Annotated in this window: 19 protein-coding genes; 3 read left to right on the top strand and 16 right to left on the bottom strand. The window is 60.5% G+C overall.

The window, feature by feature from the left end:
• Positions 1 to 72 precede the first annotated feature (72 nt).
• Entirely contained in the window at positions 73 to 1044 is a 972-nt protein-coding gene (locus ETQ85_RS00885; protein WP_246128561.1) for a LysR family transcriptional regulator, read from the bottom strand.
• Positions 1045 to 1050: 6 nt separating this feature from the next.
• On the opposite strand from ETQ85_RS00885, the gene lysA reads away from it, so the two are divergent.
• Both lysA and ETQ85_RS00875 read left to right on the top strand, forming a co-directional pair.
• The gene (lysA, locus tag ETQ85_RS00880) at positions 1051 to 2301 is read left to right on the top strand and encodes a diaminopimelate decarboxylase (protein WP_148577233.1); all 1251 of its coding nucleotides are present in this window, start codon (positions 1051 to 1053) and stop codon (positions 2299 to 2301) included.
• A gap of 91 nt (positions 2302 to 2392) precedes the next feature.
• Positions 2393 to 2620, top strand: coding sequence for a hypothetical protein (locus ETQ85_RS00875; RefSeq protein ID WP_148577232.1), 228 nt, complete (start codon positions 2393 to 2395; stop codon positions 2618 to 2620).
• A gap of 97 nt (positions 2621 to 2717) precedes the next feature.
• Here the strand turns inward: ETQ85_RS00875 and ETQ85_RS00870 are convergent, their stop codons facing one another.
• From ETQ85_RS00870 to ETQ85_RS00840, 7 genes are all read right to left on the bottom strand, one after another.
• On the bottom strand, positions 2718 to 5558 hold the full coding sequence (locus ETQ85_RS00870; RefSeq protein ID WP_148577231.1) for a BPTD_3080 family restriction endonuclease: 2841 nt from the start codon (positions 5556 to 5558) through the stop codon (positions 2718 to 2720).
• Positions 5559 to 5568: 10 nt separating this feature from the next.
• Positions 5569 to 7278 carry a DNA methyltransferase gene (locus ETQ85_RS00865; protein WP_148577230.1) on the bottom strand — a complete coding sequence of 570 codons (1710 nt, stop codon included), beginning with the start codon at positions 7276 to 7278 and terminating at the stop codon, positions 5569 to 5571.
• 274 nt (positions 7279 to 7552) lie between these two features.
• Complete coding sequence (locus tag ETQ85_RS00860; protein ID WP_148577193.1) at positions 7553 to 8563, bottom strand: IS30 family transposase; 1011 nt, start codon at positions 8561 to 8563, stop codon at positions 7553 to 7555.
• 37 nt (positions 8564 to 8600) lie between these two features.
• The gene (locus ETQ85_RS00855; protein ID WP_148577229.1) at positions 8601 to 9893 is read right to left on the bottom strand and encodes a DNA methyltransferase; all 1293 of its coding nucleotides are present in this window, start codon (positions 9891 to 9893) and stop codon (positions 8601 to 8603) included.
• Between the two features lie 52 nt (positions 9894 to 9945).
• On the bottom strand, positions 9946 to 12144 hold the full coding sequence (locus tag ETQ85_RS00850) for a Z1 domain-containing protein (protein WP_148577228.1): 2199 nt from the start codon (positions 12142 to 12144) through the stop codon (positions 9946 to 9948).
• A gap of 403 nt (positions 12145 to 12547) precedes the next feature.
• Positions 12548 to 12922, bottom strand: a complete 375-nt coding sequence (locus ETQ85_RS27215; RefSeq protein ID WP_148577227.1) for a hypothetical protein — start codon at positions 12920 to 12922, stop codon at positions 12548 to 12550.
• Positions 12923 to 13330: 408 nt separating this feature from the next.
• Positions 13331 to 13792, bottom strand: a complete 462-nt coding sequence (locus tag ETQ85_RS00840; RefSeq protein WP_187394531.1) for a GDP-mannose mannosyl hydrolase — start codon at positions 13790 to 13792, stop codon at positions 13331 to 13333.
• Between the two features lie 350 nt (positions 13793 to 14142).
• Here ETQ85_RS00840 and ETQ85_RS00835 point away from each other — a divergent pair, with 350 nt between their 5' ends.
• Positions 14143 to 15045 carry a DMT family transporter gene (locus ETQ85_RS00835; protein ID WP_148577225.1) on the top strand — a complete coding sequence of 301 codons (903 nt, stop codon included), beginning with the start codon at positions 14143 to 14145 and terminating at the stop codon, positions 15043 to 15045.
• On the opposite strand, the gene ETQ85_RS00830 is transcribed toward ETQ85_RS00835, so the two are convergent.
• The 8 genes from ETQ85_RS00830 to ETQ85_RS00795 all read right to left on the bottom strand — a co-directional run.
• On the bottom strand, positions 15046 to 15561 hold the full coding sequence (locus tag ETQ85_RS00830) for a GNAT family N-acetyltransferase (RefSeq protein WP_148577224.1): 516 nt from the start codon (positions 15559 to 15561) through the stop codon (positions 15046 to 15048).
• 36 nt (positions 15562 to 15597) lie between these two features.
• On the bottom strand, positions 15598 to 16563 hold the full coding sequence (locus tag ETQ85_RS00825; protein WP_148577223.1) for a TerC family protein: 966 nt from the start codon (positions 16561 to 16563) through the stop codon (positions 15598 to 15600).
• A gap of 295 nt (positions 16564 to 16858) precedes the next feature.
• A complete protein-coding gene (locus ETQ85_RS00820; protein WP_148577222.1) occupies positions 16859 to 17404 on the bottom strand; it encodes a hypothetical protein in 546 nt (181 codons plus the stop codon).
• Between the two features lie 73 nt (positions 17405 to 17477).
• A complete protein-coding gene (locus tag ETQ85_RS00815; protein ID WP_148577221.1) occupies positions 17478 to 17861 on the bottom strand; it encodes a hypothetical protein in 384 nt (127 codons plus the stop codon).
• Between the two features lie 9 nt (positions 17862 to 17870).
• Positions 17871 to 18644, bottom strand: a complete 774-nt coding sequence (locus ETQ85_RS00810; RefSeq protein ID WP_148577220.1) for a competence/damage-inducible protein A — start codon at positions 18642 to 18644, stop codon at positions 17871 to 17873.
• Positions 18645 to 19388 carry an EI24 domain-containing protein gene (locus ETQ85_RS00805; RefSeq protein WP_148577219.1) on the bottom strand — a complete coding sequence of 248 codons (744 nt, stop codon included), beginning with the start codon at positions 19386 to 19388 and terminating at the stop codon, positions 18645 to 18647.
• Between the two features lie 51 nt (positions 19389 to 19439).
• Positions 19440 to 20186: an N-acetylmuramoyl-L-alanine amidase family protein gene (locus ETQ85_RS00800; protein WP_148577218.1), complete on the bottom strand. Its 747-nt coding sequence runs from the start codon at positions 20184 to 20186 to the stop codon at positions 19440 to 19442.
• Positions 20183 to 20797: TraB/GumN family protein (locus tag ETQ85_RS00795; RefSeq protein WP_148577390.1), on the bottom strand; the 615-nt coding region annotated here is incomplete at its 5' end. The genes ETQ85_RS00800 and ETQ85_RS00795, both read right to left, overlap by 4 nt.

Here is a 20797-nt window from a genome sequence, read left to right as displayed (position 1 = left end):
GTCATCAGGTAACGCAGGCCGCTCGGTGGGATGGCAGAAGGACGTGTCATAAAGCGTTGGCAGCTATGGAACTCATAGCGAGTGATGGTGGTTCAAGGCGGCACAGGCTTTGCGGACGGTGTCTGCGAGAACGCCCTGCAGGGGGTGCGGAGCTGCGATTTCCGGAAGAAGCATATTCACCTGGTAACCGATGGCAACGGTAAGCGGCCGCACTACTAGGTCCGGTCCGCTGAGTTCCAGCGCGGTGAACGGGTTTACGATGGCAACGCCCAGGCCCTGACGCACCATGGCGCAGACGGCCACTGCGCTCGTGGTTTCAAGCAGGGTTGCGCGCTGTACTTTAGCGTCCTCGAACATCGCATCAATGGCGGTTCGATACGGGTCGCCAACCGCGAGACTGATGAAGCGCTCGCCTGTAAAGTCGCGTGGTTGCAGTCGAGCCTTGCGGCACAGGCTGTGATCACGTGGCAAAACAGCCACTTCATTGACTTTCAGTAAGGGCTGCAAGGCAACTCCAGCAGGTGCCTCTTGGGTTTCACTCAGTCCCAGGTCAAAACGCTGTTCACTCATGGCTTGCTCCAGCCAGGGCGACTCTAAGGGATGCACGCCGACTCCTAGTTCAGGATGTGCATGTGAGAGATATACCAGTGCGCGGGGTACCAAGGCATGGGCCAATGCCGGCAAACACGCAATGCGCAAGCGACCTGTCGCTTGCGTGCGCAATTCGCTGGCGCGCGCTGCGATCTGTTCCAAGCCTATAAACGAGCGTTCTACTTCTTGCATCAGCGCAAGTGCCCGCACGGTAGGTCGTAATCGGCCCCGCACCCGGTCAAAAAGGTTAAACCCCAGTAACTGCTCCAAACGACCCAGCTCGCGACTCAAAGTGGGCTGGCTTGACGCGCACGCGTCAGCTGCACGCCCCAGGTTGCCGTGCAGCATGATGGCGCGAAACATCGTCAGCTGGCGATGAGTTAAATTCATATCAATATTGAATAGATAAACAACAAGAACAGCATTGTTTGAATTGACCATGAAGAAGATCATCCACCCATGAACCCCTTTACTCCCGCTACCATCGCTCCTTTGGCCCAGCAGTTCGGTACCCCGCTGTGGATCTATGATGCCGACACCATTACGCGCCAGATTGCCGCTCTGCGGTTGTTTGACGTAGTGCGTTTCGCTCAGAAAGCCAACTCCAATACACACATCCTTCGCCTCATGAGGCGACAGGGCGCAGTGGTGGACTCGGTGTCTTTGGGTGAAATCGAACGCGCGTTGGCTGGTGGTTTTACGCCGGGCTTGCACAACGGGCACGCAGACATCGTGTTCACGGCCGATCTGCTGGACCGCGCTACGCTTGCGCGCGTGGTGGAACTCAATATTCCCGTGAACTGCGGCTCCATGGACATGCTGGACCAATTGGGTGCGGTCAACCCGGGGCACCCGGTGTGGCTACGCATCAACCCAGGTTTCGGGCATGGCCATTCCAAGAAAACAAATACCGGTGGCGAGCATAGCAAGCATGGCATCTGGCATGGCGACCTAGTACGCGCCTGCGAAAAGATCCAGTCCAACGGCCTGGCCTTGCAGGGCCTGCACATGCACATCGGCTCAGGCGTGGACTACGCGCACTTGCAGGAAGTGTGCGGCGCCATGCTGAAGCTGGTAGAGGTAGTGAATGCGCAGGGTTTGGACCTGCACGCTATCTCCGCGGGCGGCGGTCTGTCCGTTCCTTACCAGGCCGGTGAACCCACGATTGATACGGCGCACTACTTTTCATTATGGGATGCAGTGCGCCATGCCGTGGAACAACTGCTGGAGCACCCAGTGAAACTGGAAATAGAACCGGGCCGCTATTTAATGGCCGAGTCCGGCGTGCTGGTCACCGAGGTACGCGCCACGAAGCAACAGGGCGCCAACCATTTTGTGATGGTGGACGCCGGCTTCAGTGATCTGGTTCGCCCGGCCCTATACGGCGCCTACCATGGCATGGAGTTGATCCACTCTGATGGCACAGCGGTTAATGGCCTGCAGTTTGACACGGTGGTTGCCGGACCTCTGTGCGAGTCGGGAGATGTGTTTACGCAGGGAGACGGTGGCGTGGTGTTGCCCCGGTCCTTGCCGCAGGCGCAGGTGGGAGATCTGCTGGTGTTGCACGACACCGGTGCGTATGGCGCCTCCATGTCATCGAACTACAACGCGCGCCCGCTGATTGCCGAAGTGCTGATGGAAAATGGTGAGCCCCGGCTTGTTCGACGAAGGCAGACGGTGGCTGAGCTGCTCGCGCTGGAGGCGGTGTAAGGCAGCACACGAGATTCTAATTATTCAATTGAATCGCCCCGAAACCTGTAGACACCTTTGAGCCTTAAACTTGAGGTAACAGTGAGGTGTCATGAGCAGTATCAAGTGGGAATTGCTCGCATTACGACCAGCAGAGGACCGCTGGTCGGCCAAAGCAGCCATTCCTTCCATTCGATTTGGACGACAGTTTTATGACGCTAAGCAGACTTCGCAGCAACTACGAAACTTGGGGCGATTCACATCATCGAAACAGGCAACGATTCATACCGCTTTAAGTACCGGAAATCGTCTCGGTAGCCTGGTCAATATTCGACGCTGACGGAGGGGATGCCTTGGTCCGCTTTTCTGTGTCGCGGTGTAGGTCTGGGTGATGGGGTAAGTAGACTATAGATTTACCCCCACCCATCCACGGAGTACTACTGGGCGTGACTTGAAATCACATCCATGATCTTCGCCGGATCAAACACTACATCAAAGCACCACTGTCCGAACCCGCCCTGTTCGTTGATGGTCTTCACCCAGGTCTGCATCGCCGCACGTTTGGCCTTGTTATGCTCGCTGTCCTGCCCCTTCACTTCCAGCACCAGCGTTTTACCGTTGGTGAAGCGAATGAGGTAGTCGGGCACGAAGTTACGTGTCGAGCCCTTCCACAGGTAGCGCACGGTGAAATCCAGGTGGTCGTTCTTCGCCCACGCCGCAACGAACTTCCTTTTCTCGCAGATATCGACGACGGCCTTTTCCCACACGCTGTCGTGCACAGCGTGGCTGATCTGCGAATGCCGGGTTGGCTGGCAAGGCTTGGTGGTGAGCCATGGGCGCATTTGTGCGGTTGAACCAATCGGCCGCGACTCATCGAACACGGCAGCCAGTCGTTCCACGTTCTGCTCGGTCACAAAGCGATGCACATGCGCCACGACCGTATCCATGTTCAGTGCAAACAGCAGGCGACGGCGTTTTTCATCCTGGTGCCACAGGCTGGGAATATCCAGCTTGTCGCTCGCTAGGAACTGCTCAACCAACCGGATGAGTTGCACAGCCAGGTACTGCCTGTCGCCGCCAAAGCTGCTAGCGCTCTGCAGGTATAGCTTGCGCGCTGCGCGGAAGATCAGGTTCTGCAGGCGGAAATCTTCCGTCGCTTTCTCAAGATCGATTTCCGACACCATTGCCAGATTCGGTGCGCTGGTCAGTGAGGGCGCAACGTCTGCACTGAGTGGTGTATTCATCGGGTCTAGCGTGAGCACATCGACCTTGGTCCAGTCCATCACCAGTTCGCGCTTGAGCACGGATTCAATGCGCAGGACATTCGGCCAGCGAATTTCATACTGGTTGCGGTTTGGCTCCACTTCGATACGCACACTGGGCTTGGGCGGTGGCGGGGCTACGCCTTCTTCACCCACATCCTGGAAAATCGACAGCGGTACGCCAAACACGTTGACGTACTCCGGCAGGAACAAGCCGTTTTCGTCCATGTCGTGTGCCACCCGGCGCAAGCCCCGGCCTATCACCTGCTCGCACAACAACTGGCTGGTGAAGGCGCGCAGGCCCATGATGTGGGTCACGTTGGCGGCATCCCAACCTTCCGAGAGCATCGCTACCGAGGTGACGTTCTGCAGTTTCTGCCCGGCCTTGCCACGTTTGCCGACAGTGTCGACTAGCTCGCGCAACTGTTCTTCCTGTTTCAGCTCCAGCAAGGCTTTGACGCGATCGGCAGGCAAGCCGCTGGCTTCGATGATTTCTTGCAGGCGGATGGCATAATCCTTGTCCTTGGTGATGGTCTCGCCACGCTCGGCTTTTTCCAACACTCGCGAATCAACACGCAAGGTGCGGGTCGGTGCGTGGGTTGCTTGAATCAAGCAATCACCACCATTGAAGAAATACTCAACCCTTGCGGCAGTCTCGGTGCGGTTACAAACAGTCAGCATGACGGGCGGGATCACATGCCCCCCGGCCTGCCAAGCCTTTGTAGTCTCGTGCCAGTCATAGGCCAGTAGGGCGTAAGCCTTCTGCACCAGATCAGGCAAGGGCTCGTGGGTTTCCGCTTTGCGGTTCAGGTCCTCCTTGACCTCATCTTCACGGTACAGATGGTAGAGCTTGCTGCGATAGCTCTTGGCGTTCGCCAGTGCATCGTCGCGGATTACCACGCGCGGCGTTTTCACCAGCCCGGCTTCAATCGCATCGTTCAGGCCGAAATCTGAAATCACCCACTCGAACAGCCCGGCCTCGGTATTGGTCTTGCCGGTCGGCGCAAACGGCGTGGCCGAGAGATCAAAGCAGCGCCGGATGCGCCGCGTCTTGTGGATGCGGTCCAGCCCTTCGATCCAGCGCGTGGCCTCGTCAAGGTCGATGCCGAACTCTTCAGCATCTTTCTTGCTCACCTTCATTTCGGCGCGCTGGCGATAGGCGTGGTGTGCCTCATCATTGATGATCACAAGATCCTTATATGCAGCCAGTTTACCCAGCACACGGCGCGTGAAAGCCTCATCGCTTTCCTTGCCCTTCTTCACCACCGAGCGTTCCTGATTTTTCAGCGGCATCAGCGTGTGCCAGTTCTCGATCAGCAGTTCCGCCTGGTTCAGGCGCGTGCGCAGTGCTTCGTTAGGGCACAGGTTGAACTGGTCGTAGACGTTCTTCTCATCGCCTGGATTGAGCGTCTGCAAGCGGCTCTTCACCGTCAGGCCCGGCGCCACAATGAAGATGGCGCGCGAGAAGCGGCCGTCCTTGGGGTAGCTGATCGCGTTCAGCGTCTGCCAGGTGATGATCATGCCTATCAGCGCCGTCTTGCCTGAGCCGGTAGCCATCTTGTTGCACAAGCGCTCCCAGGCACCACCATCTCCTGGAACATTGATGCCCTGCTTGAACTCCGCGCTGCCCTCCACCCACCAGATCAGAGTCTCGATGGCTTCGAGCTGGCAGAAGTAGAAGGGGTTCTGGCGCGGCCCGCCCACCCAACGCGTTTCCTCCGGCACCCACTCGCCACGCGCATGCCAATGCTCCAGCAGCTGGCGGCTAATGCTGGTCACGCCAATGTAGCCCGCCGCCCGCCAGTCATCCACGCGCGTGCGAATCTGGTTCACCATGTTCAGCGGCACTACCCGGCGTGTGTTGTTGCGCGTGTCGTAGAGCTCGTAGCCAGCCGGGCGTCGCCCTTGCTGCAACATGAGCCCCTTCCCGGCAGCGGCTTGCTCCCAATGCTGCGCAGGCGCCTCGAAAGGCGAGTTGATGATCAGCGATTGCAGCGCTTTATTTTTGTCACTCATCGCGCCGCCCTCACACCTGATCCAGCCGGATTACTTTCAGCGACTCAATCCCACGGTCATCAACGATCTTTACCGCAATGCACTGGTTGTCGCCCGCTTCAAACGGCAGCGAAACCGTGCCGTGGAATTTCTCCAGCAGGCTTTCATCCAGCTCGGCACGAATGTCCTTCTTCAGCTTGTACCAACCCTCCTTGCCACCTGCCATCGGGAAGAAGACCTGGCGCGGAAACACCGAGCGATTGTCGTAATCCGTATCCAGCGACCAGAGGGCGATGTTCTTCTTGCCACCGCTTTTCAACTCACCCGTCTTGGTATCGAAGTAATCGAAGCCCTTCACTTCCACCTGGAATAGATCATTCTTGAGTCGCTTGACTGCAACTTCCGGCTGCCCCATCAGCCAGAAAGATTCATTGCTCGCGCGGCCCTTCTTCAGGTCTTCGGTCAGCAAGTCGGTATTCATCTGCACTTTCAATGCCGTGATGCCGCGCACTGCATCAATGTCCTTCGCCGCTTCGGGGTCGAAGGTGAAGGCGCAGAACACCAGCAGCTTGGGCAGGGGGAACAGATCGCCCGCCTCCTGCTTGGCGATTTCCACCTGGCGTTGCTCCAGCGCTGCATGCTCGGGGCCGAAACTCACCGCCACGCGCTCGTTCGTCTCGGCCACCGTGCCCACCGCGTGGATGTAGCGCGCACCGGGCAGGGGCTCCAGATCGAGCAGACGCAGCTTCTGCCCGCCCTTGCCGCGAATACCGGCCTTCAGCAACTCATCGCGCCACTGGCTCTGGCGCGAGGTCTCACCTGAACGCGCCACCGCAATATCCGCCTCCACCGGCTGCTCGGCCTCGTCCAGCGCCAGCACCGTGGCGAATGGCACGGCCTCCACCGTGAAAGGGCCGGTGATGCGCAGCTTGTTGCGGCACACCTCGGGCTGGTCGTAAAGAATTTCCTGCCCGGCATGCGAGGCGATGCTCTCATCCATCTTCTTCTGCATTGCCTGCCGTGCCGTGTGGAAGGCATCAAATGCTTTCCGTGCCGAAACCGGCCAGTCCTCCGGAAAGTCGAAAGGCACTTCCCACTCCAGCAAGGCATTCACCGGCGCCTTGTCACCCGTTGGCAGGGTGAAGGTCTTGCTGGCGGCAGCCGCGAAATCGACTTCTTCACCCTTGCGCCCGCCCTCGCTCACCACGAAGGAAATGGCCTGACCCTTCAGCGTCGCATTCAATTTTGTCAATGCAGATTCGATGGCCGGGTGCAGGCTGTCGTAAATCTCGTCGACCTCCGGATTTTGAGCGATGGACTTCAGCGTGACGTGCGGCACCGTCTTGTAGATGAAGCCGCCGCGCAACCCCTCATGCGGATACTTGAGTTCAAGGTAGTCGAAGCTCGCTGTGGCCAAGCGTTGCTTGGCGAGGGTAACGGCAACGCGCGAGGTGTCGCAGGTGATCCAGCGACGCCCCCATTTTTCGGCGACGAAAGCTGTGGTGCCTGAACCGCATGTTGGATCAAACACGAGGTCACCGGGTTCGGTGGTCATAAGCAAGCAGCGCTCAATGACTTTCGGATTCGTTTGGACAACATAAAGTGCTTCAGGTGGTGCTGCAACGTCAGCCCAAAGATTATTGAAAGGCGAAACAGGATAGTCAGCGAGCTTTAGTACATATCGTAGAGTATCCCCATCGGCGTACGGCTCAATGCGACCGACCTTTGTAAGACGCTTCATGCTATTAGCATTTGTCTTCCAACTTCTTCCACTTGGCGGGGTGTAGGTACGTCCACAAAAATCAAGTGGGAACAGTCCACTTTGGTTCACCCCCGCAGGATATAACACGTGCAATTGATATACCTGCGATCCCGCGGGGAGAGCTTTATGCGAAGCAAGCTCTGCTTGTGAGAGCTTCCGTCGTCTACCGTGTGGGTCAATAGTCCTATCCCAGTGCGAGTCCCCCTCAACAGATTTGAATTGGAATAGAGGGTTGTACTTAGTATTGGCGGTTTCAACTCTGAAGTGCAACACCGGGTTGAAAGTTCATGATTTCCCTCGCAAAGACCTCTGCTGGGGTTTCAAAGTCGAGGCATTTGCGCGGGCGGTTGTTTAATTGTCGGGCAATTGCGTTGAGGTAGCCTTGGGAGATCGGCGCCAAATCCAGGCCCTTGGGAAGATACTCGCGGATCAAGCCGTTGGTATTCTCGTTGGTCGGCCGCTGCCAGGGGCTGTGCGGGTCGGCGAAATAGACGTCGATCTTGACCCGCTTGGCGAGAATCTCGTGGCGGGCCATCTCCCTGCCCTGATCGTAAGTCAGCGACTTTTTCATGGCGAGCGGGACATGGCGGAACTTGCGCGTGAAGCCTTCCAGCGTGGCCTCGGCCGAGCCGTCACGCAGCTTGACCAGCATCAGGTAGCGGCTCTTGCGCTCGACCAGGGTGCCCACCGAACTGCGGTTGCCCGGCCCCTTGATGTGATCGCCTTCCCAGTGCCCGGCCACGAGGCGGGCCGCCACCTCAATCGGGCGCTGGTGAATGGAGGTCATGTTCGGCAGCGTGCCGCGCCGGTCCTGGCCCCGTGCGCGAGGCATGCGTGCCTTGTGGGAGAAACGCAGCTGGGCGATGAGTTCGTTGCGCAGCTCGCCCCGTGGCACGGCGTAGATGGCGCAGTAGATCGTTTCGTGCGAGACGTGCAGAGCAGGATCATCAGGGTTCATCCGGCGCAGTCTGCCCGCAACCTGCTCCGGCGACCAGCCCTCGGCCATCAGCGCGCGAACCCGGTTGAGCAGCACAGAACCGCTCTTCAGCTTGATCGTTCCGCGCCGCCTGCGCGCCAGCGTCGCGCGCTCGGCACGGGCGGCATCGTAGCTCTTGCCCACCGTGTTCCGCGCCACTTCGCGCGACACTGCGGAGGTCGGCCGATTGAGTCTTCGGGCAATTGCCCGAAGACTCAATCCCTCATTGCTGCACCGATGAATCTGATTACGTTCGTCCATCGACAACTGGCTGTAGTGAGTTCCCATGCATACACCCTACCAAATCGGGGTGTTGCACTTCAGTCTAGAGCGCGCCATTCGATTTACTGCGCGCGTACCAGATCAGATAGTCAACAGTGCCTTCTAGGTTATCCGAACCTAATGTCATTCCCTTCTTTCGGAACGTAATCAACGAAATGAAGTTCTCTGCGCCAAGAACTTCGTCCATTACATTTCGAGCCAGATGGACGTTTTCATCTCCAATTTGCACGAACACGCTCCCCGACTCATGCAGCAACTCCTTCGCCAGCAGCAGCCGGTCGCGCAGATAGGTCAGGTAGGAGTGAATACCCAGCTCCCAGGTGTCCCTGAATGCCTTGATCATTTCCGGTTCCTGGGTGAGATCTTCGTCCTTGCGGTCTTTCACGTCGCGCTTGTTGGTGAAGGGCTGGAAGTTGGAGCCGTACTTGATGCCGTAAGGCGGGTCGATGTAGATCATCTGCACCTGCCCGGCCATGCCTTCCTTCTGCAGCAGGGAGTTCATCACCAGCAGTGAGTCGCCAGCGATCAGGCGGTTGGCCCAGTCGCGATCGTGCTTGTAGAAGTCGATGGCCTGCGACAGCGGCAGGTTTTCGAAGGGGGCGTGGAACATGTCCGGCTGGAAGCCGCCCACGGTCTTGCCCTTGCTGTCCTTGATGCGCTTTTGCACCGCTGCGAGGATGGTGGCGGGGTCGATGCGCTCATGCACATGCAGCGAAACGGTGTCGACCTCAAAGCTGGTGCGCTCGGCCTTGCCCGCCCAGTTGAGATAAGGCGACTGCATGCGCTTGAGTTCTTCCAGCGCGGCGCGCATCTGCGCAGCATCGCCAGAGGCCAGCGCGTCGTCGATCAGCGTCTCGATGCCCGCGCGTTGCGGGTCGAATTGCAGTGCCGGGTCAATGTGCGGGTCGTAGGCCCAGGTCGTTTCGCTTTCTTCGTGGTCGCTCGCCACGTCGACCATGCCCACATGCGGGTTGTTTTTGCGCTTTTCGTCGTAGCGATAAGCCAGCACCTGACTCGGCTGGTTGGCCGCCCCACGCGGGGCGCTGGCCTTGGCCTTGCGCGGTTTGGCTTCGCTTGGCTCCGGCGCTTCCTGCACCGCCAGCGAGAAGTCGTCGCCTTCTTCCTCATCGTCACCTGCCGCTGCGAGATACACAGAACCGCCTTTGCCCTTGCCACGGCCAAGCAGGCCTTCTGCGACAAGCTCTTCCTTCACTTCGTCGTAGTCCTCCTGAGGCACTTCGCGCCCCAGCGCGGCCTCCATTGCCTCGCGCAATGCCTTGTTGCCTGCAGAACCGCCTGACTCCTTCAACTGCGCCAACAAGGCGTTGCGGAGCATTTCTTTTGTCTTATGGTGCATCGCTGAGTCTCACTCGAATTGGTTGGCTTACTTATTCGTCATTCTCTTGTACATCGGCATTCTTCTGTGTCTCATGCGAGAAAATGGTCGTCTGAGCATTTTCTTGAGCAGAGATGATTGGCCAGTAAAACGGGGCGCCTCGCCATTCGTCTTCTTCTGATCCATTTTGGCGGATCAGGATGAGCATGGGTTGATCGATTGAGTATTGCTGGCGGAGCCGGCCTTCCGTCTTGGTCGAGTCCGGAGCATCCGCGTATTGTGCGTGACTACCGACCGACACAGTACGTTTGAGGTTACGATTCTTGCGCACCAGACACCAAACCTTGTTGCGATTTTCAGCTTTCTTCGAAAGACCGGCCAGGTAAGTCAGCGCTGCCTTTGCCGCATCCCAATCGAAGGTGTAGCCCTCGTCTTCAAACATTTCTAACGAAGGCTGTACTTGATCGAGCAAAGCCAAGGCCACATCAAGTTCAATCAGAAAAGGGGCTTCAAAGCCCTCGTTGGGATTGAGACTGTCCAGGCGACTGTCGATCTTGGCTGTGATCGGTGTAAGTTTCGTCTTCGACAAGGTCTGAAAACCGACAGGCAGCATCCGCTTGAACGGTTTCAATGTGGTCGTGTTCGACAACATGATCTTGTTGGGGCTGCACGGAATCACTTTGCCCGACTTGTCCTTCTGGATAAATACCACGGCCTGCTCAGGGTTCTTCGCGATTTCGGCTCGAAGCGCAACGTCACACTCATGCATGCGCTTCATCGCTGCATAGATGGTGGGCTCGGTATAGAACCGGGTGACAGCTAAGTCTGCCTTGGGGCGGAAGCCAAACATGCGTGAGTGTTGGAGTACCGTGTCTTGTTGGTACACATTGGGCTTGCGGCCGTAATAGAAGCCAATCAGGTTCGCAATGGTGATGCCACGGTCAAGAATCTGCCCGCCGATGAAGATATTCAGCGGTGTGCGAAGCTTGAGCTGACCATCGTCATCCAGTAGCTCTTCAATCTGCTTTTCCGAGTTGACCTTGGTGATCATCACGGACCCGTCAGCTAACATCTGCAAGGCTGCCGAACGGACCTTCGCGTAGGTGGGTAAATGCTGTTGCAGCGTCGTCACCGACGGCTTCATTTCCTCATAGGCTTCTTGGAGGAAGGGCTCGATCAGAGTTGGCGATTCAGCTCCGGCCTTCGCCAGGCTTGACACAAGGGTATCGACGATTTTTTCTTGCCAGGCATGGGCTTCTTTGCCCGCTTCTGTGTGAAACAAGAAGCTGAATTTTTTAGGCGTCTTCCCATAGTCTTCGTCTTGCAAACGGCGAATACATGCGCCGACCAGAAAGTTGCAGACTGCTGACCGAAGTCCGGTGATCGCTTTGGCGTTCAGGACATTGTCCAACTTTACTTTGCGTCCATCCTGCTTTTTCAGGACTGTCAGTTCTTCAGCCGTGAGCGGGTAGTAAAGAAAGGATGCCAAGGCGCCTTCCTCTTGGCTTTCATCGAAGTAATAGTCGCCTCCAACGTAGTCAGCATGAACCGGGACTAATTCGGTGAATGCCGGACGAATCGGCTTGAAGGCCTTCCCCTGGATTTCAATGTCCGCTGGTTGCAGATACAGCGCGTAAGGCGTGGCGGTAACCTGTAAGAATGCAGCATGCTCGGCCAAGGTGCGCAATTGCTCCAATTGCTCAGTCGTTCTGTTGCTCAAGACCTCGCCTTCACTCTTCTTGAAGCCAACACTGGCATAGTCGGCCTCATCATCGACAACCAGAATCCCCTTATCCTTCAGATCCGGATACTTTTCTCCCAGCAGTGCGATCAATCGGTCAATGTTATCGACCTGTTTCTTGGCAATAAAAATGAGTTTCTGATTCAGCTCGTACTTGGTTAGGCCGCTCGGCACGGTCATGATGTCGAACACCTGCAAGCGGTCTTCTTTGACGTGGCTGGAGAATTCTTGCTTCACCCGCGCATAAGTCTGCTTCGCAAGCGCCTTGGTGCCCTTGGTCAGAATGACGGTGATGTCAAACTGGTTGTCAAACGCCAGGCCGATGATTGCCATGAACGTCTTTGTTTTTCCGGACTGAATTTTTCCGAGAAGCATTCCCGGCCGCTCTTCGCAGGTGCTGTCTTTCTTCGATAGGCGCTTCACGACAGACTCAATGCAGCGTTTATCCTCTTCCGAGTAACGATCCATTTGGGAAAGGAATGACTGGTAAAACACTCCATCGATCTTCATGAGCAGAGCCCTCTTGTCATCGGTTGCAACCCAGTCCGGTTGCTGAATGGTGAAAATGCAATCCCAGGTGGCTAATTATACAGGGAGTACATGCTATTGGGCTATGCGCAGCGTCAATGTGGTCGCCGATACTGGTGCGGCTTCTCTGTGGGGCCGGAATGCGGGTCATAGAGGGCGTGCGCCTGAATCGCCCCGACTTCTGTGGACAGTTCTGAACGTCTGTTGCGCGACCTAAATCAGCCACAGACAGAACGACAGCTAAACGGCAGCTTTGGCCGAGCAGCAGTCATACAAACATCCCAGCCATCTTCAGACCACGCCCCCCAAAGACAACAGCGGCCTCCCAGCCGCCGTCTTCCCGCATTGCCGCCCGTCTCCCCTGCACGACAGGCGGTCATAGTGCTTACTCCGCCACCACCTCCTTCTTCACCCGAACACGCTTCGTCTGTTCCGACTTCTTCTTCAACCCGAGCGCCGCCACCTGATCGGAGCTGGGGCCGTAGAGGGCGCGGGCTTCGTTCTTGATGCCGAGGATGATGCCGTGGAAGTCGCGGCGGGCGGCGGTGAGGGCGTCTGCGGCAGCGCTGGCGGCGGCCTGGGTGGTGACGGCGTGCTGTTCGGCGGCTCGCAGGGTTTCGTAGGCGGCGTCGGCGGCTTCGCGGCTGTGGGCGGTGTTGTTGGCCCGGTAGTCGGTCATGCTGCCGAAGGCGTGGTAGGACTCGATGTCTTTCTGGACTTGCTTGGGATTGACGCGGGTATTTTCACTGACGTTGGTCATGGCTTCTCCGTAAGTTTATGCAATGTGGCAGAAATATTACGGGTGCCGATGCTACCGCGGCCGCGCCTTTCGTTCAAGCACAATGGCATTTATCCGGGATAATCCGGGTGCTTTCAGTATCGCTATCGATGGATAGCGACTGCGCGCTGCGTGATAGTCAGTTTATGCCGGACGATAGTCAGTGCGCAGGCCGGCGTAGTCACTACCGGCGTCAGCGTAGTGACTACGCCGGCCTGGATACTCGCTATCGCGGCGCGGATAGCGACTACGCCCGTGCGGATAGTGACTCTCACGCGGCGCGTAGTGCTTACGCGGCGGCCGATAGTCACTATGACCGCGATGATAGTGACTACGCGGGCATCGATAGTCGCTATCACGCGGTGGACATTGCGTATCCGGCCGCGTGCGCTAAAGAAGCGGGAGGTAATCCCGCGTATAGGCATGCACGGATTCGCTCTCAGCTGCCGCGTCCAGCGCCCACCAGCGCAGCGCCTCGTGTTGATCGTCCTGGCCCGGAATCTCGAAGCCGGCGGGCACGTTGATGCGGTGGGCGAGGACGACGTAATGGGTGGACACGCCCATGTCACCAGCGAAGCAGTCCGGGTAGAAGTGCTCGAAGGGACCGAGGAACACCGGGTTCAGGGCATGGATGTCGGGGATGCCCAGTTCCCGCGCGGCCACCCGTGCGAGCGCATCGGCGCGCTTCTCGTTCTTGAGGACGCGCCCGCCGGGCACGAACCAGCTGCCCTGCGCCGGGCGGTTGGTGCGCAGGCCGAGCAGCACTTCGCGGCCATCGCGCACCAGCACCAGGTCCACAGAGATCAGGGGCAGATCCCTGACCAGTTCGACAAAACGGGAACGTTCATCCATCACTATTTTCCGGGTTCGTTGAAGAAAAGGAGTTTGGCCGCCATTCGCACTTGACGCGCCGCACAAGAGCCAGCCATCATAGGCCCATGAACTACCCGCTTTCCACGCTTGTCGTGATTTCCCTGTCTGCCCGCCGCCGCGCCCTGCGCGTATGGCGTGCTGCCGTTCATCCGGGGCCGGGATCGGGTTAGTCGAAACATTCATACCGATTTCATTGAAGGCCGCGGACTCACCTCCGCGGCCTTTTTGTTTTTGTCACCGTCGACTCACCTGTGGGTCGGACTTCAGTCCGACAGCACGGGCTCGGTGACGCGAGTCGGACTGAAGTCCGACCCACAAGGGAGCGTTCCATGTCTGTACCTGTTGCCTATCTGGCTATTGTCCTCATCTGGTCTACCACGCCGCTGGCTATCCAGTGGAGCACGCAAGGCACCGGTTTCGCCTTTGCCGTGCTGGCCCGCATGTTGATTGGTACCGTTGTGGCGGCCCTGCTGGTGCTGGTGTGGCGCATCCGCTTTCCGCTACACGCCCGGGCGCGCCGGGCCTACCTGGTGGGCGGTGTCGGGCTGTTCGGGGCGATGGCGCTGACTTACTGGGGGGCCCGCTACGTGAACTCCGGGCTGGTGTCGGTGCTGTTCGGGCTGTCGCCGCTGATGGCCGGCGTGCTGGCGGCGGTGTGGCTGGGCGAAAAGTCCCTGACCCGCGCCAAGGTGGCCGGCACGCTGCTTGGCGCCGGCGGGCTGGCGGTGATCTTTGTGCACGGCAGTGCCCTGGGCGGCGAGCATGCGCTGGCCGGGCTGGCCGCCTTGCTGGCGGCGGTGTTCATCTACTCGGGCAGCCTGGTGTCACTCAAGCGCATCGGCGATGACAGCCCGCCGCTGGCCACCACGGTGGGCAGCCTCACTGTGTCGCTTCCGCTCTTTGCGCTGGTCTGGCTGATGAGCGACGGGCAATTGCCGCAGGCCATGCCGGCGCGCTCGGGCGCCGCCATCGCCTACCTGGGCGTGTTCGGCTCGGTGATCGGCTTTGCGCTGTATTACTACGTGATCAAGCATCTCGACACCGGCAAGGTGGCCCTCATCACGCTGATTACGCCGGTGCTGGCCCTGCTGCTGGGCAATGTGCTCAACGGCGAGGCCATTGGCCTGCGCCTGTGGGCGGGCACCAGTTTGATCCTGCTCGGGCTCACCGTGCATCAGGGCGAGACGTGGTTGCCCATGCTGCGTCGCCTGCGGGCCGGGCCGGCGGGGTGATTACAGTGCCGCGAAGGCGGCGTGGTATTCCACCGTGCCGCCGAGGCCGTCAAGGTGGCCAGGCTGTAGTTCGAGGATCATGAAGGCGTCGTCGGGGGCGTCGCCAGCGGCCACGTAGTCGCAGCCAATGCCGTGGCGCGACGCGGGCACAAAGCCGAAGCGCGGGTAGTAGTCCGGGTGGCCGAGCACCACCACTGCGCCGGCGCCGGCCTCGCGGCTTTGCCGCAGGCCTTCCGCGATCAGGGCGGTGCCCACGCCGCTGCGCTGATAGTCGGGCAGCACCGCCATCGGCGCCAGCCCCATCAGCCGCGCCCGCGGATGGCCCGGCAGCAGCACCGGGGTAAACAGGATATGGCCGACAATCTGCCCCTTGTCGTCGGCCACCAGCGACACATACGGAAAAGTCGCGCCGCGCAGGGCATCGACCAGTTGTGCCTCGGCGGGCGTGTCGAAGGCCGCGAGGTTTACCGTGCGTACGGCGGCCTCGTCGGCCGGGGTTTCATTGCGGATCAGCACGGCGGCCGGGTCTCCTTGAACGGGTCAGCCTTCAGCCTACACCGTTTCGAGGCGCTCCTTGCGCAGCGACAGGATCACCGAGGTGGCAATCACCAGCGCCACCACGCCCAGCGAAATGCCCACCGGAATCTTCACCCAGTCCATGACCAGCATCTTCCCGCCGATGAACATCAGCACCACGGCCAGGCCATATTTGAGCAGCGAGAAGCGGTGCGCAAAGTCAGCCAGCAGGAAGTACATCGCCCGCAAACCGAGAATCGCAAAGACGTTGGAGGTCAGCACGATGAACGGATCGGTGGTGATCGCGAAGATTGCCGGAATCGAATCCACCGCGAAGATCACGTCCGACACTTCCACCAGCACCAGTGCCAGGAACAGCGGCGTGGCGTAGCGCACCAGCTTGCCGCCCTCCTCCCGGTGGATGAAGAAGTGCTCATGGTGAAAGGTGGTGGTGATCTTCATGTGCCCGCGCAGCCACTTGAGCAGCGGGTTCTTCTCCAGGTCGGCGGCATGCTCGGCAAACCAGAACATCTTGATGCCGGTGATGAGCAGGAAGGCGCCAAACAGGTAGAGCACCCAGTGGAACTGGCTGATCAGCCAGGCGCCGGCGAAGATCATGCCGGTGCGCATGACAATGGCGCCGAGCACGCCGTAGATCAAGACCCGCTTCTGCAGCTCGGGCGGCACCGCGAAGTAGGAAAACAGCATCAGCCAGATGAACACGTTATCGACGGCCAGGGCCTTTTCGATGACGTAGCCGGTGACAAACTCCAGCGCCTTGGCGTTGGCAACCTCACGCCCCATGCTCCCATCCAGATGCCACCACAGCGCGGCGGCAAAGAGCATCGACACGCTCACCCACACCACGGACCAGATGCCCGCCTCCTTCAGGGACACCTTGTGTTCCTTGCCGCCACCAACCACAAACAGGTCGATGGCCAGCATGACCAGGACGACGGCCGCAAAGCCCGCCCACATTCCCACGCTACCAATACTTTCCACGATGCATCTCCCAGAACGGAACCAAAGAAAAAGGCCTTTCGTCCGGCAACGGCGAAAGGCCTTTTTCTTGGTCCGGCAGGGGAGCCGGGTTATCGAAAGACACATTGCCATTGCGGCAAAGGTCTTGCTCACAGCCAGCGCAACATCGCGACAACTGCCCGGTAGCCGGAAGAAAGCACTGGTGCATCTCAGCTTTCTTCGTATTGACGGCCCACCGACGTGGAGCTACTCCCCCTTGGGACATCCCAAATATAGAAGCTGCCCGGGACTAAGGCAAGGTTTGTTTTTCAGGCGCTCAGTTTTCTTCGGGGAGCATCCCCATGAACTGCTCCTCGATGGTGTCGATGTGGCCGACGCCCAGCTCGCTGGCAATGTCCCGGCACATCTCGAAAGCCATCAGCAATTCGGCGCGCGACGTGGCGGTGCGCAGGTGTTCGCGCACGGGCTGGTCGGCCTGGCGCAAACTCTGTTCCATGGCGTTGAAGAGATAGAGCCTGGCCAGCGCGAGAGAGCGCCGACGCACGGGCTGGGGCGCGGGGCGGCCATGGGCCACACTCTGCGGCCGCGCGGCAGGCGACACGGAAGCGCGGCTGGCGGGCTCGACCGCCGGGGTGGCATGTGCGCTGCTCTCCACCGGGGCAACCAGCCCCATGTCCCGCAGTTCGGCCAGGGCTGCGCGGATGTTGCCGAGGGCGGCAGCCGATTCGCTCAGATGTTTTACGCTGCGCCGCCCATCCACAATGATGAGTACCGTCCTCAGACGGGTCGGCACGCGCCGGCCGCGGGTAGCGACCTCCTCTAACCCGGCCGACGTCTTGGCCAGAATCCAGTCATTGTTCATTCCGCTTCCCCTTGCCTGCTACAACATCAGGCCCCGAGAATACGGTATGAACACTTCAGCTATGTGACATAAGTCACACGTCGCCGGACGCCTGCCGGCCCAGCCGGCGATGCCGGAAACTCGCCGGCGCGTGGGCAAAAACCACCGAAAAAACCAGGATCAGCCAGAACAGAATCGGCCGCGCCGCCGCATCGGCCAGAAACCAGCCAAGCAGGGCAAACTTCACCAGCAGCGAAACACCGGCCAGCTCGGCCAGCCAGGTGGAATTGGACCAGGCGTCGAGCAGCGCCATCGCCACGCCGGACAGCACCATCAGCAGCACAAAGGCCGTTGCCGGCACGGCCGCCCCGCCCAGCAGGCCGGCCCCGACACCCACCACGCCGGCAATGTGCCCGGCGCGCAGGAACACCACCAGCCAGCGCCGCCCCGGAAAATCCCGATACCCGCACGAAGCCACGCTCGCTCCTTAAAGGCCCGCGTGGGGCTCCCAGGCATAGCCGCGCCGGGTGATCTCGGCAGTGATGATGGCCATCGCTTCGGCGACCTGCGCCGCCGGGCCCTTCATGCCCAGTTCGATGTGGCGCCGCCCGCCTTCGCCGCCCACACTCGGCAGGCTGAACAGGCTGGCATCGGGAAAGTCGGCGGTGATCTGCTCCATCAGGTCGATCAGCTTGCCTTCCATCGCCTCCCACACGATCACCGAAGTCTCGACGTAGTCGGCCTGGTGGTGCAGATGCTTGAAGCGCGTGTCGAGCACCCACTCGACCATCGGCCAGGCCATCACCGGAAACCCCGGCACAAAGAAGTGATTGCGGATCGAGAAGCCCGGAATCTGGTTGTAGGGGTTGGGGATGATCTCGCTGCCCTCAGGATAGACGCCCATCTGCAGGCGCTGGGGCGTGGTCTCGTCGCCAAAGCGGGCGCGGATCTCGGCCTCGGCTTCGGGGTGCAGGACCAGCGGCAGGCCGAGGGCTTCGGCGGCGGCCTGGCGGGTGTGGTCATCGGGCGTGGCGCCGATGCCGCCGAAGCTGAACACGATGTCGCCGGTGGCGAAGCTCTCTTTCAGGGTCTGCACCAGGCGCGGGCGCTCGTCGCCGACGTAGCGCACCGAGGCCAGACGCAGGCCGCGGGCCTTGAGGAGTTCCAGCACCTTGCCCAGGTGCTTGTCTTCCCGGCGGCCGGAAAGGAGTTCATCGCCAATGATGATTGCGCCGAAAGCCGGCGTGGTATCTGCAGCCATTCACTTCACCTCGATGATGTTGTCGTTGTGCCGCGCCACTCGCAGGGCCGACAGCAGGTAATGCACGAAGGCCAGGCCCGACAGCGCCGGCGCAAACAGGTTGATCAGCGGCACATGGGCCATCACCGCACCCAGCAGGCCGACGCCAAACAAACCACTGGCCTGCTCCGTCGGCAGGACCTTCAACTCGCGCTTGTCGGCGTGGGCCATCAGCGCGTCGTAGCGAAAGGCGCGCTGGTTGAGCCAGGCGGTAAGCAGCAGCGAGATGATCAGGCCAACGCCGGGAATCAGCCACAGGGGCAGGCTCAGCACCAGCAACACGAGAAATTGCAGCACCGAGGTCAGCGCGTTCCACACGCTGCCCACCTGGCTGCCGCCGCCACGCCGGGCAATATCGGCGTAATCGGTAGCGGCCACCTTCTCGGCCATCAGCGGCAACGCAATGGCCGCCACCAGGAAGGCCGCCGTCACGTAGATGATCGGCAGGGCCAGCACCACCAGGCCGATCTTGAACATCACCAGCGCCACCAGCAGCGCCCCTTCCGACGAGGCCAGCCAGCCGCCGACCAGCGGCATGGCGGTAATCAGGCTGGCGCCGAGGGCCACCAGGGTGGCCCAGTTCATCACCAGCAGGCCGGTCCACAGTATCGCTGCCGCAAGGGTCGGCCACATCAGGTGCCACAAGATGCCCGGCCGGCTGAGGCTGCGGGCGGCAGAAAAGTAGGAGAGCAGGACGGTTTTCATTATTGGCTGGATATCCTTCTTGGCAACAGGGGCATTCTGGCGCATTGCGCGCTACCGCGTTTCAGAACCTGCACTGGCGGATTGGTTCGCCACGGCGGGAGCGAAGCCGCAGGCGCGCAGGCCGGTTTCCACCGCGGCGGCGGTCAGTGCGCGCCGTTCGGCACCGGCAAGCTGACGCTCCTCGTCGCGGTTGACGATGACACCCGCCTCCAGCAGCACCGCCGGCACGCTGGCACGCTTGAGCACCACCAGATTGTCGTAGAAATACACGCCGTTGGCCTCGTCGGCCCACGCCCGCCCGTCCTCTGCCCGCCCCACATGATGGGTCGCGACCTTCAGGCCGGCCTCGCGCAGAGCGCCACCGATGGCACTGGCGCAGGCCAGGCTCTCGGCCAGCCGCGGGTTGAGGCGCGACACGAACAGGGAGAAGCCCGCAAAGTCGTCGGCATACCGCCGGGGCTGCCCGTTCCAGACCCACGGTTGCAGATGGCTTTCCTTCACCGAGTCATGGTGAATCGACAGGAAGAAACCCGCCCCTGCATCCTCGGCCTGCTGCGGCCGGGCCTGCAGATCGGCCATCTCGCCACGGTGGCCGATCAGGCGCACCGGCACGCCATCGGCCGCCAGCCGCGCGGCGATCACCGCCGCCAGGGAATGGTTGTACTCGAACTCGGCCACCCCGTAGGCGCTGGTCGCCCCCGAACGGGCCAGGTAATGACCCACGTCGATGGCCACCGGCGGCGTGGCCCACGCCAGCGACGCCCACGTCAGCCCGACCATGCCGGTCCAGCGCCTCATTCGGCCTTGTCCTCTACCTGCCGTATCCGGAAACCCTTGTCGGCGAACATCGCCAGCAAACCCTTGGCCCCGCCGAAGTGGCCGGCACCCACGGCAATGAAAGGCCGTTTGCCGGGCTGCAGGGCGGCCACGATGGTGTCCACCATCTCCCGGTTACGGCGGTCGAGCAGTTCGGCCAGCATCGGCGCCATGGCCTCGCTGGTCGCTTCCTCGCGCATCAGCCGGTCGAGTTCTTCCGCATCGCCGCGCCGCCAGGCGTCCAGCATGCTGCGAAAGTACGGCTCGGCCTCGTTGCGTTCGATCAGCTCGACCACTTCGACCAGGCTTGCCACCTGGGCCGCCTCTCCGCCGGCCCCCAACGCCTCGATCTGCCGGCCCACGGTTTCCAGTGCCCACAGGGGCAGGCCGCGCGAGCGTGCCTTGCGCGCCAGCCACAGATCAACGCCCTGCTCGGTGCCATAGCCGGCAATCTGCGCCGCCCGCAAGGTCAGCAGCGTGCTGACCATCCACGGCTGCAGATGCTGGGCCGCCTCAGCCGGCACACCGACCTGACCCAATACCGCCGCCAGGCGTGGCCGCAAGCCGGCCGGCAGCAGGTCGTCGAGCCGACG

Source organism: Zoogloea oleivorans (assembly GCF_008107625.1).
GTDB classification, from domain to species: domain Bacteria; phylum Pseudomonadota; class Gammaproteobacteria; order Burkholderiales; family Rhodocyclaceae; genus Zoogloea; species Zoogloea oleivorans.
Note: the sequence above shows the minus strand (reverse complement) of the source record. Positions and strands in the feature narration are given on the sequence as shown.